Below are 15,604 nucleotides of genomic sequence, written 5' to 3'. Positions count from 1 at the left end.
CCGATCATGTTCAAGCGTTTTGGCTCGCCCGGTGCCATGGCCCTTCCGGCCGGCATCCTCATGCTTATCGTGCTGATGATCGTGCCGCTCCCTTCGGTGCTGCTCGACGTGTTTTTCGTGGTCAACATCGCGCTGTCGGTGGCGATCCTGATGGCCGCGATGAATGCCGAAAAGCCCCTCGATTTCAGCTCGTTCCCCTCGGTCCTGCTGTTTGCCACGCTGCTGCGCCTGGCGCTCAACGTTGCGTCCACCCGCATCGTGCTGGTGCGCGGCCACGAGGGCGAGGCCGCCGCTGGCCACGTGATCGAGGCCTTCGGCGCGTTCCTGGTCGGCGGCAATTTCGCCGTTGGCCTGTTCGTGTTCATGATCCTGATGATCATCAACCTGGTGGTGGTGACCAAGGGCGCGGGCCGTGTGTCAGAAGTGTCGGCGCGCTTCACCCTCGATGCCTTGCCGGGCAAGCAGATGGCGATCGATGCCGATCTTGCCGCCGGGCTGATTAGCGCCGATGAAGCCAAGTCCCGCCGCCGCGAAGTGGCGACCGAGGCCGATTTCTATGGCGCGATGGACGGCGCCAGCAAGTTCGTCAAAGGCGATGCCATTGCCGCGCTGCTGATCCTGGGCGTCAATATCATCGCCGGCTTCTGCCTGGGGATGATCACCCACGGGTTGAGCGCTGGCGAGGCGGCGCAGCGATATATTACCCTGGCGGTGGGCGATGCGCTGGTGGCGCAGGTGCCCTCGCTGCTGCTGTCGATCGCGGCGGCAGTGATCGTCACCCGCGTGGCCGATACGCGCGATCTGGCCGGCCAGATCGGCCACCAGTTCGCCAATCCCGCCACCTGGCTGCCGGTGGCGGTGATCCTGGGCGCGATCGGCGCCATTCCCGCCATGCCGCAATCGGTTTTCCTGCCCGCCGCGGCCGGGGCCGGCTGGCTGTGGTGGGCCCTGCGCCAGCGGGCCCGCCGCCCCGAACCCGTGCTCGAACCCGAAGCGCCGCCCAGCGATCCGGCGCGCATCACCCTGGAAGAAGTCAGCGACCACACGCTGGTCACTATCGAGCTGGGCTATGGCCTGGTCCACTTGGTGGACGAGCGGCGCGGTTCTCCGCTGGTCACCCGCATCACCGGCGTGCGCAAGCAGTTGAGCCAGGCGTTCGGCTTTGTCGTGCCGCAGTTCCGCGTGCGTGACAGCCTGGACCTTGGCCCCAACGATTATCGCATCATGCTGGGCGGGGTGCCGCTGGGCGGGGCCACGGTGCGCGCCGATCGCGTGCTGGCGATCGATGCCGGCGAGGCGCGCGGCGATCATGGCCTGATTGGCGAGGCGACGCGCGATCCGAGCTTTGGCTGCCCGGCGCTGTGGATCGAGAACCACTCGCGCGATCAGGCCATTGCCGAAGGCTTCCTCACGGTGGACGCCAGCACGGTGATTGCCACCCACCTCAACCAGTTGCTGGGTGAACGGCCACAACTGCTGCTCGGCCCCGATGAAGTGCGCGCCATTCTCGATGCAGTGCGCGATCGCGCGCCTGGCCTGATCGAAACGCTGCATCCGCAGCCGCTCTCGCTCGCCGCGCTCACCCGCCTGTTCCATGCCTTGCTCGAAGACGGGGTGACCATCGCCCATCCGATGCCGATCCTGGCGGCGCTGAGCCAGGCCGTGCTGCAGACCACCGACCACGACAAGCTGGTCGATCTGCTGCGGGCCGAGCTGGGCGGGCTGATCGTGGCGCGCGTCTGTGGCCCCACCGAACGGCTGCCCGTGCTCACGCTGTCGGGCCAGCTTGAAGGAATGATCGTGGGCGGAATGCACGATCCCGTCACTGGGCAGCCGGTGATCGAGCCAGACCTGGCGCGTACCATCGGCGAACGGGTCAACGCCATTGTCACTCAGCGCGGCCCCGGCGCGATTGCGCCGGCGCTGATCGTGCAGCCGCGCGCGCGGCGGGCGCTGGCCGCGCTGATGCGGCAGCGGGCGCCGGGTTGCGTGGTGCTGTCGATCGCCGAACTGCCGCCCACCCAGCCGATCGAGGTGGTTGCGGTGATCGGCGAGGAGACGCCGACCGGGCCGCCGCAGCTGCCGCCGCCGCTCCAACCCGCCCTGACGGCGTGATCGCGGCGCCCGTTCCTGCCTCTTCCTGGTCTTCAAAAAAGAAAACGAGACTCCATGAAACACGATCACCGCAGCTTTGCCGCCTCGCGTGCCTATCGTGACGATACCGCCGATCGCATTCGCCGGTTCCTGCCGATGGTGCGCCGCCTGGCCTGGCACGTGCACGGGTCTGGCCATTCCGGGGTGGATGTCGATGATCTGGTCCAGGCGGGCCTGGTGGCGCTGACCGAATGCGCGCAAAAGCATTCCGGCCCCACCGAAGATGGCTTTGCCGCCTATGCCAAGCTGCGGGTGCGCGGGGCGATGGTGGATCTGGTGCGGCGCACCATGCCGCTTTCGCGCACCTCGTCCGATCGGCGGCGCACCTTGCGCGAAAAGACCAACCAGCTGACCATGGAACTGGGCCGCATGCCCAGCGAGCCCGAACTGGCCCGCGCCCTGGGGCTGACCGACACCGAACTGGCCGACCTGCGCGCGGCGAGCGAGCCGGTGCGGATCGAGGCGATCGACGATGCCTATTCCGACAGCGACAGCGCCTTTGCCGACGATCGCCCCGATGCCTTTGCCCAGCTGGCCGACAGCGAAAGCCGCCAACTGGTAGCCAAGGCCATCGCCGCACTGCCCGAGCGGTTGCAACTGGTGATCCAGCTCTATTTCGTGGAGGAACTGAACCTGGCGGAAATCGCCCAGGTGCTGGAAGTATCCGTCCCGCGCGTGCACCAGCTCAAGGCCCAGGCCCTGGACAAACTGCGCGCTGGCCTGGGCAGCGGGTTCGACGTGCTGTGATGTCCTCCCCGCCAGGGGGATCACCAGTGACGGTCATTCCACAAACGACCGTCCTATTCCTCGTCACCCCGGACTTGATCCGGGGTCCAGCTGCTATGGTTGTACATAGCGCGAAAACGTCCGCAACCGAACCCACCGCGCCTACGCTCCAGGATTGATGGACCCGCCCAGGCCCAGGCGCTTGCCGTCGGTGATGATCACCTTGTCACCCAGGCTCGCCACCTTGAACAGGCGCTTGGCGAATTCGTCGGGCACGCCCACGCAGCCGTTGGTGGCATAGCCCTTTTCCACCTTTGATCCGTGGATCGAGACGCCATCGTTGGTCAGGCGCAGCATCCAGGGCATCGGCGCGTCATAGAGGTTGGACACGTGCGTTGCGTCCTTCTGGGTGATCGGAAACACGCCGAGCGGGGTGGGCTTGTCGCCATAGCCCTTGAGGATCGCGGTCGCGCCGATCTCGTGGCCATCGCGGAACACCGAAAGCACGCGGGCGGTCAGGTCCACGGTGATCACCACCGGGCCGGCCTGGCTTTGGCTTTCATCCCAATAGAACTGGCCAAAGCGGATCGGCCCATCGATCTTGAGCACGGACTTGACCACGAAGGGCGTGTCGGCCGCCGGGGTCTGCGCGGCGGGCGCCGCCGCTGCCGGCGGGATAGCGGCTTGCGCGGCCGGGGCAGGGGCCGCCTCGGCCAGCGCGGTTGGCAGCGCCTGGGGCGCATCGTCATCCCCGCCAGCCAGGCTGCGGGCCAGATCCTGGCCCACGTGAAACGCCAGGAGTATGGCAAGGCCGGTGGCACAGGCGCCCGCGCCCAGCACCGCCAGGCGGCGCCACGCGGCCTGGCGGCCTTGCCTCGTCTTCAACCCGTCTTTTCCGTTCGGCCACAGCGCCTTGCGCCACCATGCCGGCTTGCCAGCCATGCCAGATTTTCCTTTCACCCCGGATAATAGCGTTCACGCCGATCAAGGCCAGCGCGCCGGGCTGCCTGTCCCGCCCAGGGACAAGCCTTGGTTCTATCGTAAATCACCGTGGTTTCCCAAGCGTTACGGCACGGCGGCCGCGCGCATGCGTTTTCAGCTTGGGGCAAGGTTGGCCGTGGCAAAAGGCGGGTGATGATCGATCCCGGCCACATGCTTGGCGCCCTGCCGCCCTGGCTTATCAGCCCGCCGCCGCTGCTTGCCGCAGCGCTGGTGGCGATGGTGCTGGTCACCCTGGCGGGGCTGGGCGGCGGCGGCCTGGCGCGGCTCATGCGCTTTTTCGGCAATCTCGTGCTGCTGGGCGTGTTTGCCGTGGCATGCCTGCGCTTCGTTCACCTCGATCCCTCGTTCGCCCATTTCATGCCCAGCATCGGCCTGCCCGAGGCGCAGGTTTCCGGCGGCGAAGTGCGCGTGCCGCTGGCGGCTGACGGGCACTATTGGATCGAGGCGAACGTCAACGGCACGCGCACCCGCTTCATGGTCGATACCGGCGCCACGATCACCACGCTGTCGGCCGAAGGCGCCAGCGAGGCGGGCATTACGGCCGATCCCCTGCGCCTGCCGGTGGTGATGCACACTGCCAACGGCGATGTTGAGGCACAGACGGCGCGGGTGGAAACCCTCAAGTTCGGCTCGATCGTCGCGCGCGACATGGACGTGATCGTCAGCGAGACGACCGGCGGCCTCAACGTGCTGGGCATGAATTTCCTCAACCGCCTCAAAGGCTGGCGGGTGGAAGAAGGCGTGCTGATCCTTACCCCGCGCCATCCGCAGACCGTATAACGCCGGCAAAGGTCAGCCGCCGCCACAGCCGCTCCAGCGGCCCCTGGCCAAAGCGGGCCAGCCAGGCTTGCGGCCAGGCCAGCATGATCGCCCAGCCCAGGATCACGAACAGCGGCAGGCTGCCGCGCGGCACGGCATGGGCATTGCCCCAACCTAGCCCCGCGCCCCAGCCGCAGAACAGCGCGCTCATGATCAGGCTGGTGCCGAGGTAATTGGTAAAGGCGCAGCGCCCCGCCGCCGCCAGCGCCCGGCCAGGCGCCCGTCGCGCCAGCGCCGGCCAGGCCAGCAGCAGCGCCGCGGCATAGCCCAGCGTCATCGCCAGCCGGGGCAGGGCGGCCATGTCGGTGGTCACGGCAAAGGTCAGCTGCGCCGGCCAGCCGCTGCGATCGGCCCACAGCGCCAGCGCCACGCTGGCCGCGCCGCCCAGCACCACGCCGCCAAGGGCCAGGCCCAGCATCGCTGCACGCGGCCAGCGCGCGGTGAAAAAGCCGCTTTTGAACAAGGCCATGCCGATCAGCATCAGCGGAAAGGTCTCGCTGAAAGTGTTGAGCGTGGCGGTCAGCGGGAAGGCTGGCGTTACCAGGGTGCGCAAGCCCACGCTCTCGATCCAGCCGGCATGGAGCACGCGCGCGTCGGCCGCCAGCGATTGCGCCACGCGCGCGGCGATATCGGCCACGGCGGCGCGGTCTGCTGGGGTGCCGATCCCGGCCAGCACGCGCTGTTCCCCGGCAATCGCGGGCAGGGCGGCCAGCGCATCAAACGCATGGGCCAGGACCAGCACCGGCACGCCGATCGCCAGCAGCGGCAGCGGATCGAGCCGCCGCAGCGCCAGCGCCAGCATGCCGCACAGCGCATAGGCAAACAGGATATCGCCCCACCACAGCAGGGCATAGTGCAGATAGCCAAACACCAGCAGCCACAGCAGGCGGCGCACCTGCATGGTATCGGGCGACAACCCGCGCCGCTCCACGCTTTGCGCAAACAGCACCATGCTCGCCCCGAACAGCAGAGTGAACAGGCCGCGCATCTTGCCATCGAACAGCAGGTAGCTGATCACGAACCAAGTTAGCCCTGGTCCATCCAGCCGGGGTAGCGCAGGGCTGAGGCTGGCGAGTTGCGGCCCCCAAAACCCGGTAATGTTGATCGCCAGAATGCCCAGCACGGCGCAGCCGCGCAGGAAATCCAGTGCGGCGATGCGGGGTAGGGGCGCCAGGGGGGCTGGATCAGGCGTGGTCATGCCGCGCCCATGCACCGCGCGCGGCCTGCCGGAAAGATCAAACCGTCAGGGCTTCAACGTGATGCAATCCACGCCCGCGCCTTTCAGCGCGGCGCAGGCATGCGCGGCTTCGGCCTGGCTGGCAAAGCCCCCCGCCAGAACCCGCGTAACCTTGCCCTCGGGCAGGTCGATGCGCGGGTGCCCGGCCAGTTCGGCCCGGCCCCGCACGCGCGCCCACAGGCCATCGGCATTGCTCTTTTGCGAAAAGGCACCAAGCTGGATGCGCCAGGCGCCGGTTGCCGTGGCAGCGGGCCGTGGCGTACCAGCTGGCTTTGGCACCGGCTTTGGCGCGGGCTTTGGTTCCACAGCCGGTGCCGGCTTGGGCCGGGGCGCGGCGGTGGCGGCAATTGCGGCGCGCGGCACTTCTACCGGGTTGGCATAGCTGGCGCCGGCCATCACGCGGCCGGGTGCTGTCGTCATGGTGCCATCGCCGGTCTGCGCCGGCGGCAGGTCAACCGGGGTCAGCGCGGCAGGCGCGGCGCGGGTGGGCAGCGGCGTTGCAGCGGCAGCCGTTGCCGTGGGCGTGCTCACGCCCAGTTCGGCGGCGGCCAGTTCGCGGGAGCGCTGGTCGCTGGTGCGGGTTTCCAGGTCGCTCGCCAGCGATGCGCCCATCTGGCGCTGTTCCAGCGGGATCACCTGGTTCATCGTCTTGAGGCTTTCGATCGCCTGGGGCAGGCCCACGGCCGCCGCCCGCGTCATCAGGGCATAGGCGCGCACCCAGTCCTTGGGCTGGAAATCGCCGTTGAACGCCGCCACGCCCAGCACATACATCGCGCGTGGCTCGCCGCGATCGGCCGAGGCGGTGAGCCAGGGCAGTGCCTCGCTCTGCCGGCCGGTCTGGAACAGCAGAATGCCATAGTTGTCGGCGGCGCGGGCATGGCCCTGGCGCGCGGCCTTGTGGAACCAGTCTTCGGCCTTGGCCATGTCCTTGGGCATGCCCCGGCCCAGCTTGGCCGCCTGGCCCATGTTGAACTGCGCATCAGCGTCGCCCTTGGCGGCGGGCCCCTGCCACTGGCGCACTGCCCCGGCATAATCCCCGCGCGACCAGGCGTTTACCCCGTCGCGTACATCGGCCCAGGCCAGCGTGGGAAACAGGGCGGCCATCGCTGCCAGCGTGGCCATGGCGCGAAGCGAAGCGGTCTTGGGGCGCGGCGTGATCATGTTGAACGCGAATCTCTTGCCAGGGCAGGTCGTCTGCGGGCTTTCCCTCAGGTCTCTTGCGCGGAAAATGGTAAACAAGTTTTCCCCCGGCGTCATCGTCTCGATGCGCCCGCGTGCGCTTGCGTGGCATTTTGCCAACACCATGGCCGGGCGCTGCCCCAGGCCCCGGAAACACCGGGGGTGTTAACCAAAATTTCAGCGCAATCTGCGAATCCCTCAGGCCTGATCGCACGCCAGCCTCAGGGGGACACATTGCGCGTACTGGCCTTGGCTTCGCAAAAGGGGGGATCGGGCAAGACCACCTTGTCCGGCCACCTCGCCGTGCAGGCGCAACGCGCCGGTGCCGGGCCGGTCGTGCTGATCGATATCGATCCCCAGGGCAGTCTGGCCGATTGGTGGAACGAGCGGGAGGCGGATTTTCCCGCGTTTGCCCAGACCACCGTGGGCCGCCTGGCTCAGGATCTGCAGGTCTTGCGCCAGCAGGGTTTCAAGCTGGCCGTGATCGATACCCCGCCGGCCATCACTATGGCGATCCAGTCGGTCATCGCGCTGTCCGAACTCATCGTCGTGCCCACGCGCCCCTCGCCGCACGATCTGCGCGCCGTGGGGGCCACGGTCGATCTGTGCGAGCGCGCGGGCAAGCCGCTGATCTTTGCCGTCAACGGCGCCACGCCCAAGGCGCGCATTACGGCCGAGGCGATCGTCGCGCTCTCGCAGCATGGCACGGTCGCGCCGATCACCCTGCACCATCGCACCGATTTTGCCGCCTCGATGATCGACGGGCGCACCGTGATGGAGGTTGATCCCACCGGCCGCTCTGCCGCCGAAGTGGCGCAGCTGTGGAGCTATATCTCCGAGCGCCTGGAAAAGAATTTCCGCCGCACCGTGTTTGCCGTGCCGCAGCAGAGCCAGCCCGGCATGGCCCCGGTGCGCGCGCTGGGTGGCGCGGCGCCGCGCCCGGTCGGCACCTTCGGGCGCCGCGTGGCCGGCTCGTGAGCGAGGGAGACGCAACCATGGGCACGCCAGAAACCAAGCCTTTTGCCTCGCTCACCGGATCGCTGCTGGCGCGCAAGGGCGCCGCACGCCCGGCGATGCGCAGCCATGTCTCGCTCGATTGGGCCGGCATCGAACCCGACGCGGCCATCGTGCCTGACGCTGAGCCCGCGCTGCCGCTGGCCGAAGTGGTGGCGCTGGAAGAGGCCGGCGAGGATGACAGCCGCCCCGAAGTGCTGCGCCAGATCGCCCAACTTTCGGCGGTGCTTGACCGCAAGGTGGCGGCCAACCGCCGCGCCGCGCTCGATGTGGAACAATTGCCCGGCAAGAAGGTCGCCTTCACGCTGCGGCTCGATCCGCGCCGCCATGCCCTGCTGCGCGCCTGCTGCACGGCCGAGCGGCGCAGCGCTCAGTCGCTGCTGATCGAGGCGCTTGATCGCCTGGTCGATGCCACGCCCGGCCTCGAAGACGTGCTGGCCCAGTTGCCTCAATCCGAACTCTTGCCCTCCACGCGCGCCGCCCCATTGCGGCGGCCGCGCTGATGCTTTTGCGGGAAACGCCCATGATGTCCCATCGCATGATCCTCTCGCTCGCCACCACGGCGCTGGCCGCCGGCCTCGTGGCCGGCTGTGCCCAGGGCTCGGTCCATCCGGGGCAGTCCGCCGCCCGCGCGCAATCGGCGCTGACCGGGGGGGAAGCGGTCAAGGCCGTCGCCCTGGCAGAGCAGGCGGTCCTGGCCGATCCGCGCAACCCGGGCTATCGCATGCTGCTGGGCAGCGCCTATCTGCGCGCCGGCCGCTTCGTGGCGGCGCGCCAGGCCTATGACGATGCGATGGAACTGGGCCAGGATGACGGCAAAGTCGCGCTCAGCCTGGCGCTGACCGATATCGCGCTGGGCCATCCCGATGTCGCGGTCGATACGCTCGGCACCCATCGCCAGCAGATTCCAGTGGCCGATTATGGCCTTGCCCTGGCGCTGGCCGGCCATGCCGACCAGGCGGTGGAGGTGCTGACCGGCGCGGTGCGCGGCGGCGACGATACGCCCAAGACCCGCCAGAACCTGGCCTATGCCATGGCCATGGCCGGCCACTGGCGCGAGGCGCGCGACATGGCCGCGCAGGACGTGCCCGCCGACCAGCTCACCGCACGCATGGCGCAGTGGGCGCAGCTCAACGATCCGGGCAACATGCGCCTGCGCGTGGCCGGCGTACTCGGCGTGCCCGGCCAGATCGAAGACGAAGGCCAGCCCACCGCGCTCGCCCTCGCCAATTTCCCCGCTGCCGGTGCCGAAGAGGCCGTGGCCCAGGCTGCTCAGGCCGCTACGGCGCAGGCGGCGATCGGCACCACGCCGGCCAGCCCGCCCGCCGCGACACAGGCTCCGGTGCTCGCCAGCTTTGCCGCGCAGGAACTGCCCGCGGTCGACAATGGCGCGGCCCAGCCCCAGGTGGCCGATGCCAGCGCCGCGCCCACGGCGGAAAAGCTCGCCGCGATCGATATGCCGCCGTCGTCCGCGTCAGGCGCTCCCTCGGCCGTCGCCAGCGCCAACGTGCCGGCCTGGGCCATCGCCCCGCGCCCCGGCACCACCCACGCGGCCGCTCCGGTCATCACCGGCCGCCTGCGCCCCGCCGATCGCGCCGATCGTGCGCCTGCCCTGGTGGCCAAGGCGGCCCAGGCCCGCGTGGCCACGCTCGCCGCGCGCACGCCGGCCATGCCGGCTGGCACCCACCTGGTGCAGCTCGGCGCTTTTTCCACGCAGGAAGGTGCGCACCGCGCCTGGCGCCATTACCTGGCGATCAATCCCGCGCTCAAGGGCTATCGCCCGGTGATCACCGCCGCAGTCGTCAACGGCAAGCAGTTCTGGCGCACCCAGGCCGCCGGCTTTGCCAGCGCCAGCCCGGCGCGCTCGCTGTGCGGCTCGGTCAAGGCCAAGGGCGGCGTGTGCATCGTGCTGGCCAATCCCGTGGCCAACCAGCCCGGCATGGCGCCCACTATCCGCTTTGCCAGCAACCGCCGCTGATCCCAGCGCACCTCACACACGCAAAACGGCGGCGAATCAGCAATGATTCGCCGCCGTTTCGTTTTTGCCTGGTGGGCCAGCCTGCCAGTTAAAGCGGGTTGTCCAGCTTGATCACGGCTTCGTTGCTCTTGCGCTGCGTGGTGTGCAGCTGGCGCGGCTGGGCAAAGCTGGCGAGCACGGCCGGATCGCGGCCATAGATGTCCTTGAAGCTGCGCATCACGCCGTTCACATCGCGCGCAACGGTGAAATAGGTGATGTACACCGGGAATGGCTTGGTCATCGGCACCTTGGTGTACTTGCCCGACAGGTTGTATTCCACCGCGGTTTCCTTGGGCAGGTCGGCGCCCAGGATCGCCATGGTCATGGCCAGTTCGGTGGCGCGCTCGGCGCGGATGCAGCCGTGCGAGAGCGCGCGGTTTTCCTGGGCGAACAGGTTCCGGTTGGGCGTGTCGTGGATATAGATGGCAAACTCGTTGGGCATGTCGAGCTTGACGCGGCCCAGCGAATTGTTCTCGCCCGGCTGCTGCACCACCTGGATCGTGCCGTCAGATAGCTGCTTGACGGCATAGTTCATGCGCTTGGCCTTGGCCGGATGGGCCAGCAGATCGGCGCCCAGGCCTTCGCCCTTCACGATCGACTGCGGCACCGTCCAGGTGGGGTTGAACACCACGTTCTCCACCATTTCGGCCAGCTGCGGCGTCGCGGTCCTGCCGGGCTTGCCCACGATGGCGCGATAGGTGGTGATGATCTGGTTGTTCACCGTCAGCCGCAGCATTTGCTCGGGCACGTTGATCATCAGGTATTGCAGGCCCAGGTCATGGGCCAGCCAGCGCCAGCGGTCCATGTTGGCGCGCACCAGGGCCAGCTTGGCCGGCTCCTTGGTGGTCTGCAACAGCTGCCGCAGCAGGGCATAGTCGGGGTGCGTGGGCAGCAGCGCGCGCAGCGTGCCCTTCACGTCATGGGTTTCGGTGGCCTGGGCCAGCAGCGCCGAATTGGGGTGCAGGTCCTGGTCGGGGTCCACCGCAAACCACTGCTCGCGCGCAGTCATCGGCGTGCGCCCGTCGCGCAGGTCTTCGGCCAGCCACACGAACAGCTTGCTGGCCAGCTGGTTGAGATCGTCGCCTTCACCCTTGGTGATCGCGGCGGCGAGCGCAGCCGGCTGGTAATCGCGGGCAAACAGGCCTTCGCTGCCGATGCCACGAATGGCCGAAAGCAGGTCCTTGGCATCCTGCAGCGTCCACACCGCCACTGGCGGCGGCGCTTCCACCTCGGGCAGGGCAGGGGGCGGCGCGGGCAAGGCCACGGCCGCGCCGGGCGCGGGCGGGACGGCCGGGCTGACAGCGGGAGCCGGGGGCAGCTTGGCCGGCGGTACCTTGGCCGGTGGGGGCGCCGGCTGCTGCGCCTGCGCGGTCAGGTCCACCGGGCCCCTGTTGTCCTGCGTGCGGGCAAGGGCCGGCGTGGCCAGCAGGGGCGTAACAACCAGCGACGTGGCAACCAGGGGCGCCATGGCCAGCGTCGTCGCGCCGAAAAGACGCGCACGGTTGCGGCGCTGCGGCCAGGTCTTGCGGGGGGTCATCGGTTCGAAATTCCCTGTTGCCATTCGGTTGCACGCACGTGGTGCACGGTTCATCTACTGCCCCATGCCCCACCGCCAATCAAGCAGCGAGGCTTTCGCCAAGCTGAATCAGGCATGCACATGGCTGCTTTTCCTTCCAAACGATAAACACGGTTCATCGTTTCCGCCAAACGCATTGGCGCGATGATAGCCAATCTGCCGGCACTCGGCTATGCGCCGCCCATGCATACGCCGCGCCCGCTCCTGCCGATCATCGCCACGTTGATCGGCCTTGTTTTTTTCAGCGTGATGGACGGCGCCATGAAAGGCGCCTCGCTCATGCTGGGGGCTTTTGTCGCGGTGTTCTGGCGCAGCACGGCCAGCGCCGTGGTCGTGGCACCGTTCTGGCTGCGGGAAACGCTGCTGCACCGGAAAGGGCGTTTGCCGCCCCCGGCTATCTTGCGGCTTCACGTGCTGCGCGGTGTGGTCACGGCGGGCATGGGGGTGCTGTTCTTCGATGGCGTGGTGCGCATGCCGCTGGCGCAGGGCATGGCGCTGTCATTCCTGGCGCCGCTGATCGCACTCTATCTGGCCGCGCTGACCCTGGGTGAACGCGTCAGCCACCGCGCGGTGATGGGCTCGTTGCTGGCGCTGGTGGGCGTGGCTGTCATCGCCAGGGATCAACTGGGCGCGGCTCCCGGGCCGGGCGCCTGGCGCGGCCTGGTCGAAATTCTGGCCTCTGCCGTGCTCTATGCGACGACGTTGGTGCTCCAGCGCCGCCAGGCGCAAGTGGCCAGCCCGGTCGAAGTCGCCTTTTACCAAAGCCTGGTGACCGCTACGTCCCTTTCGCCCATCGCCCTGGCATGGACGACATGGCCCACCCCGCTGGCCTGGGGCTTGGTGGTGGCCGGCGCGATCATGTCGGTGATCGCCATGCTGTTGATGGCCTGGGCCTATGCCCGCGCCCAGGCACAAGTGCTGGTCCCATTGGAATATACCGCGTTCATCTGGGCCGCGATCACCGGCTATGTCGCCTTTGGCGAACCAGTGACGCGTGGCACGGTCGCCGGCGTTACGCTGATCGTGGCCGGCTGCATCCTGGCGGCGCGGCGCGGCGATCCGCATCCCGAGCCGATGTAGGGGAGGGCGGCCAAGCTGGCCCCGTCAAGCCAGCGCCACCTTTTGCGCATCCACGATCGCCGCGAACGCCGGGTCAAGCCCGCTGCGGTCCACCAGGTCCACGTTCCAGGGCAGATCGCTGTCGTCGAATGCTTCGCGAAGGCTTGCCAGGGTGGCCAGCGGCAAAGGTGCCGGTCCTTCGATCACCAGGTCGAGATCAGACCAGGGCTTGGCTGCTCCCCGCGCGCGACTGCCGAAGGCACTGGCGACGAAGCCTGGAGGCAGATGCGCCGCCAGAATCGCGCGCACAGCGGCAAGCTCTTCCACGGAAAGTGCCAGATGCGCGTCAGGCGCCACGCGCGGCTTCCAGCCTGGCCAGCAGGTCTTCGGCCTGGGCCAGGAATGCCGGGATCGCCGCTGCCACCTGGCGCGCCTTGCCTTCGTCGTAGGTGTGCGAGGTAATATTGCGCATCTCGCGCCAGGTGCGCCACTGCGCCCAATCCGCCCCGGTCAGCCCCTGTTCGGCGGCCGTGCGGATCAGGGTGGGATACGTCATGCGGTCCACGTCCTCGGGATTGGCCGCCCCCGCCTCGATCACCCGCCGCAGCATCTTGTGCGAAAGGTCATAGGTAAATTCGAAGCGCTGGATAAGCCCGTCACGGATCTGCGTATCGCTTTCATCCCGCGCGAAGCGGGCCAGTCCTTCCCGCAGGCGGGCGATGACACCGGCAAGCGGCGTGAAATCCAGCGTGGCAAGATCGGCAGACATACCCTCTCATGCCAAAGCGCGGGGGGCGGGGGCAAGCGGGTGGTGTCAGCCCTTGCTCGGCTCGGCGTACTTAGCTATATTTCTAGCTAAGGAGATCACCGATGGCGCAGTTCTCGGTTCACGATGCCAAGACCAACCTGTCCCGCCTGATCGCAGAGGCGCTTGCAGGTGGTGACGTGGTGATCGCCCGCGGCAATGTGCCGGCGGTGCGCCTGGTGCCAGTCGAACCGCGCGGTCGGCGCGTCTTCGGCGCGCTCAAGGGCCAGATCGCTCTGGATGCGCGGTTTGACGAGCCTTTGCCCGACGATGAACTCGGCGGGTGGAACTTGGCTTGAGGCTGCTGCTCGATACCCATGCGCTGATCTGGTGGCTGGCAGGCGACGCGGCACTGAGCCGCCGCGCCCAGGAAGCCATTGCCGACGAGGCCAATAGCATCGCCGTCAGCGCCGCCTCCGCCATGGAGGTTGCCACCAAGTTCCGCATCGGCAAGCTGCCCGGTGCAGCCCTGCTGGCGCAGGATTTCGCGGCGATTGTCGCCGGCCAGGGCTTTGCCGAACTGGCGATCAGCGTTCGCCACGCCCAGCTCGCCGGGGAAATGAACATCCCCCACAAAGACCCGTTTGACCGCCTGCTGATCGCCCAGGCCCAGGCCGAGGACATGACGCTGGTATCGAACGAGGCGCTGTTCGACGGCTTTGCTGTGAAGCGGATCTGGTAGGGAGGTTTACTCTCCTGCTTGGCCTGAGGGTTTAGATCCGTGGTAGCAATTAATTATGCTATCTCCCGAATTTCCAATATAAAATATCCATGAGTGAAATCGTGCTTGATAAATTTTACATTTTATTTTCAGGCTTAGGCAGCGAATTTTGTGAAAGTGCGTCAGAGATAAATTGTTTTTTCCCTACGCCAATTTCTGAAATTTTCTTAAGGCGGTCTTGTCGTGAATTTCGAGCGACATACCAATCTTCAAAAAGCATCTCGATTAGCTGGATAAGTGTATAAGCCTCGCCTGCATCTACTGGAACGATCAAGTTGATGTCTTTTTCCATGTGGGCGCCAATGTTCCCGATCGTGCGCACGTGATCGATTGCCTCAACTGTTTCCGCTGTTACCCCTGCAGGTGCAGAGCCGCTATCAATTTGGGCTCGCAAAGCAGTAATCTCGTCGATCAAGCGAGATTTAGTAATGCCACAAAAATCGCGGATCATTCCTTGCAGGCACCTTCGAGCAAGGGTTGCTGCAGCCTTCGGGCTATCATTCAAAATAAGGCAGGCTTCCCGGTAATCTTCACGTAAAGCTTCGGGAATATAATCTGGCTGGGGTTTTGCAAAACTTTCAGGTATTAATTGTCTATGATAAGATGGATTGGTTCCGTAATCTGCTACTGCGTAACTACCTTTGTAGGTTTTTGGACGTATCGATACTGATAGTGTCAGCTTTTCACACTTAGAGTTTGCACATCCTATTGCCAGTGCGCAAAGAAAAACATCGCCGTTTTTCAACGAGCCAACGCTTATGCGGGTGTCAATCTGATGAACCCTTTCCGTGACCACCGATTGATGGTGGCCGCAATGAGGACAAGACCAGTTGAAGGACAATTTATTTCTCCTTTTCCCGATTGCATCTAGAATGCGCTCTTAGCTTTATGCAAGCGTCTTAACCGTTCTTAATAACGTCAACGCGGCTCGTTTAGGCACATGTGGAGGGCAGTGACAGTGCGCCAATTTCAACTCTTAGCTTTTCCTCCCGTTTGCGCGGCATTGGAACTCGCTCTGGGATCGCTTCGATAGGTTTCGAGAACTCACCCGATCTGAGCGGGGGCACCGGTCCGCTGTCCCCACACCCCCCAAATCGACGAACTGCACCCCACGCGAGACAATACTTCTGATATTGCGTCGCAATAAGCCAGATCCCGCAAATTTAGCCATTTCCCGCCCTTGACGAGTCGGCCCTGACAGCGCATCGCGGCGCCGTTCACGAGAGGCCCGCTGGCTTTCGTTGCCCCCGGACATGGGCTTTGCCCCCGGAACAGGTAGCGGCCTTCGCGCCCGC

General features: G+C 66.6%; 17 protein-coding genes. 10 read left to right on the top strand and 7 right to left on the bottom strand.

Translation table 11 applies throughout. The features are described from left to right. Positions 1-6: 6 nt before the first annotated feature. Both SCA01S_RS16540 and SCA01S_RS16535 read left to right on the top strand, forming a co-directional pair. Complete coding sequence (locus SCA01S_RS16540; RefSeq protein ID WP_062787628.1) at positions 7-2,115, top strand: flagellar biosynthesis protein FlhA; 2,109 nt, start codon at positions 7-9, stop codon at positions 2,113-2,115. A gap of 54 nt (positions 2,116-2,169) precedes the next feature. Continuing rightward, positions 2,170-2,901, top strand: a complete 732-nt coding sequence (locus SCA01S_RS16535; RefSeq protein ID WP_062787626.1) for a sigma-70 family RNA polymerase sigma factor — start codon at positions 2,170-2,172, stop codon at positions 2,899-2,901. Positions 2,902-3,042: 141 nt separating this feature from the next. Here the strand turns inward: SCA01S_RS16535 and SCA01S_RS16530 are convergent, their stop codons facing one another. Continuing rightward, entirely contained in the window at positions 3,043-3,822 is a 780-nt protein-coding gene (locus SCA01S_RS16530; protein WP_084391077.1) for a L,D-transpeptidase family protein, read from the bottom strand. On the opposite strand from SCA01S_RS16530, the gene SCA01S_RS22615 reads away from it, so the two are divergent. After that, positions 3,821-4,015 (top strand): hypothetical protein, encoded by a 195-nt coding sequence (locus SCA01S_RS22615; RefSeq protein ID WP_167542919.1) that lies wholly within the window; start codon positions 3,821-3,823, stop codon positions 4,013-4,015. The two genes, SCA01S_RS16530 and SCA01S_RS22615, sit on opposite strands and share 2 nt — an antisense overlap. Beyond that, complete coding sequence (locus SCA01S_RS16525) at positions 4,015-4,662, top strand: retropepsin-like aspartic protease family protein (RefSeq protein ID WP_157089017.1); 648 nt, start codon at positions 4,015-4,017, stop codon at positions 4,660-4,662. Before SCA01S_RS22615 ends, SCA01S_RS16525 begins: the two co-directional genes overlap by 1 nt. On the opposite strand, the gene SCA01S_RS16520 is transcribed toward SCA01S_RS16525, so the two are convergent. Together SCA01S_RS16520 and SCA01S_RS16515 are read right to left on the bottom strand one after the other, a co-directional pair. Further along, the gene (locus tag SCA01S_RS16520) at positions 4,634-5,899 is read right to left on the bottom strand and encodes a DUF418 domain-containing protein (protein ID WP_062787622.1); all 1,266 of its coding nucleotides are present in this window, start codon (positions 5,897-5,899) and stop codon (positions 4,634-4,636) included. The two genes, SCA01S_RS16525 and SCA01S_RS16520, sit on opposite strands and share 29 nt — an antisense overlap. A gap of 45 nt (positions 5,900-5,944) precedes the next feature. After that, on the bottom strand, positions 5,945-7,099 hold the full coding sequence (locus SCA01S_RS16515; protein WP_062787620.1) for an SPOR domain-containing protein: 1,155 nt from the start codon (positions 7,097-7,099) through the stop codon (positions 5,945-5,947). Positions 7,100-7,351: 252 nt separating this feature from the next. Between SCA01S_RS16515 and SCA01S_RS16510 the strand changes: the two genes are divergently transcribed. Genes SCA01S_RS16510 through SCA01S_RS16500 form a run of 3 tightly spaced genes read left to right on the top strand, consistent with a single transcriptional unit; the run spans position 7,352 to position 10,109 of the window. Continuing rightward, positions 7,352-8,095: an AAA family ATPase gene (locus SCA01S_RS16510; RefSeq protein ID WP_062787618.1), complete on the top strand. Its 744-nt coding sequence runs from the start codon at positions 7,352-7,354 to the stop codon at positions 8,093-8,095. Between the two features lie 17 nt (positions 8,096-8,112). Then, positions 8,113-8,634, top strand: coding sequence for a hypothetical protein (locus tag SCA01S_RS16505; RefSeq protein ID WP_062787616.1), 522 nt, complete (start codon positions 8,113-8,115; stop codon positions 8,632-8,634). A gap of 20 nt (positions 8,635-8,654) precedes the next feature. Further along, on the top strand, positions 8,655-10,109 hold the full coding sequence (locus SCA01S_RS16500) for an SPOR domain-containing protein (RefSeq protein WP_167542918.1): 1,455 nt from the start codon (positions 8,655-8,657) through the stop codon (positions 10,107-10,109). 88 nt (positions 10,110-10,197) lie between these two features. On the opposite strand, the gene SCA01S_RS16495 is transcribed toward SCA01S_RS16500, so the two are convergent. Next, positions 10,198-11,685: a L,D-transpeptidase family protein gene (locus tag SCA01S_RS16495; protein WP_054132408.1), complete on the bottom strand. Its 1,488-nt coding sequence runs from the start codon at positions 11,683-11,685 to the stop codon at positions 10,198-10,200. Positions 11,686-11,907: 222 nt separating this feature from the next. Here SCA01S_RS16495 and SCA01S_RS16490 point away from each other — a divergent pair, with 222 nt between their 5' ends. Continuing rightward, complete coding sequence (locus SCA01S_RS16490; protein WP_028657750.1) at positions 11,908-12,804, top strand: DMT family transporter; 897 nt, start codon at positions 11,908-11,910, stop codon at positions 12,802-12,804. 24 nt (positions 12,805-12,828) lie between these two features. Here the strand turns inward: SCA01S_RS16490 and SCA01S_RS16485 are convergent, their stop codons facing one another. Continuing rightward, complete coding sequence (locus tag SCA01S_RS16485) at positions 12,829-13,140, bottom strand: nucleotidyltransferase family protein (RefSeq protein WP_216643030.1); 312 nt, start codon at positions 13,138-13,140, stop codon at positions 12,829-12,831. After that, entirely contained in the window at positions 13,130-13,552 is a 423-nt protein-coding gene (locus SCA01S_RS16480) for a nucleotidyltransferase substrate binding protein (protein ID WP_062787613.1), read from the bottom strand. Before SCA01S_RS16480 ends, SCA01S_RS16485 begins: the two co-directional genes overlap by 11 nt. Before the next feature lie 101 nt (positions 13,553-13,653). On the opposite strand from SCA01S_RS16480, the gene SCA01S_RS16475 reads away from it, so the two are divergent. Together SCA01S_RS16475 and SCA01S_RS16470 are read left to right on the top strand one after the other, a co-directional pair. Beyond that, positions 13,654-13,887: a type II toxin-antitoxin system Phd/YefM family antitoxin gene (locus SCA01S_RS16475; protein ID WP_062787611.1), complete on the top strand. Its 234-nt coding sequence runs from the start codon at positions 13,654-13,656 to the stop codon at positions 13,885-13,887. Beyond that, the gene (locus SCA01S_RS16470) at positions 13,884-14,270 is read left to right on the top strand and encodes a type II toxin-antitoxin system VapC family toxin (RefSeq protein ID WP_062787609.1); all 387 of its coding nucleotides are present in this window, start codon (positions 13,884-13,886) and stop codon (positions 14,268-14,270) included. The genes SCA01S_RS16475 and SCA01S_RS16470 overlap by 4 nt, the downstream gene beginning before the upstream one ends. Before the next feature lie 115 nt (positions 14,271-14,385). Here the strand turns inward: SCA01S_RS16470 and SCA01S_RS21890 are convergent, their stop codons facing one another. Beyond that, the gene (locus SCA01S_RS21890; RefSeq protein WP_245652705.1) at positions 14,386-15,150 is read right to left on the bottom strand and encodes a DUF4145 domain-containing protein; all 765 of its coding nucleotides are present in this window, start codon (positions 15,148-15,150) and stop codon (positions 14,386-14,388) included. Between the last annotated feature and the right edge of the window lie 454 nt (positions 15,151-15,604).

This window comes from Novosphingobium capsulatum NBRC 12533 (assembly GCF_001598375.1).
Taxonomy (GTDB): domain Bacteria; phylum Pseudomonadota; class Alphaproteobacteria; order Sphingomonadales; family Sphingomonadaceae; genus Novosphingobium; species Novosphingobium capsulatum.
The sequence above is the reverse complement of the archived record's forward strand: the minus strand, read 5'-3'. Positions and strand labels throughout refer to the sequence as shown.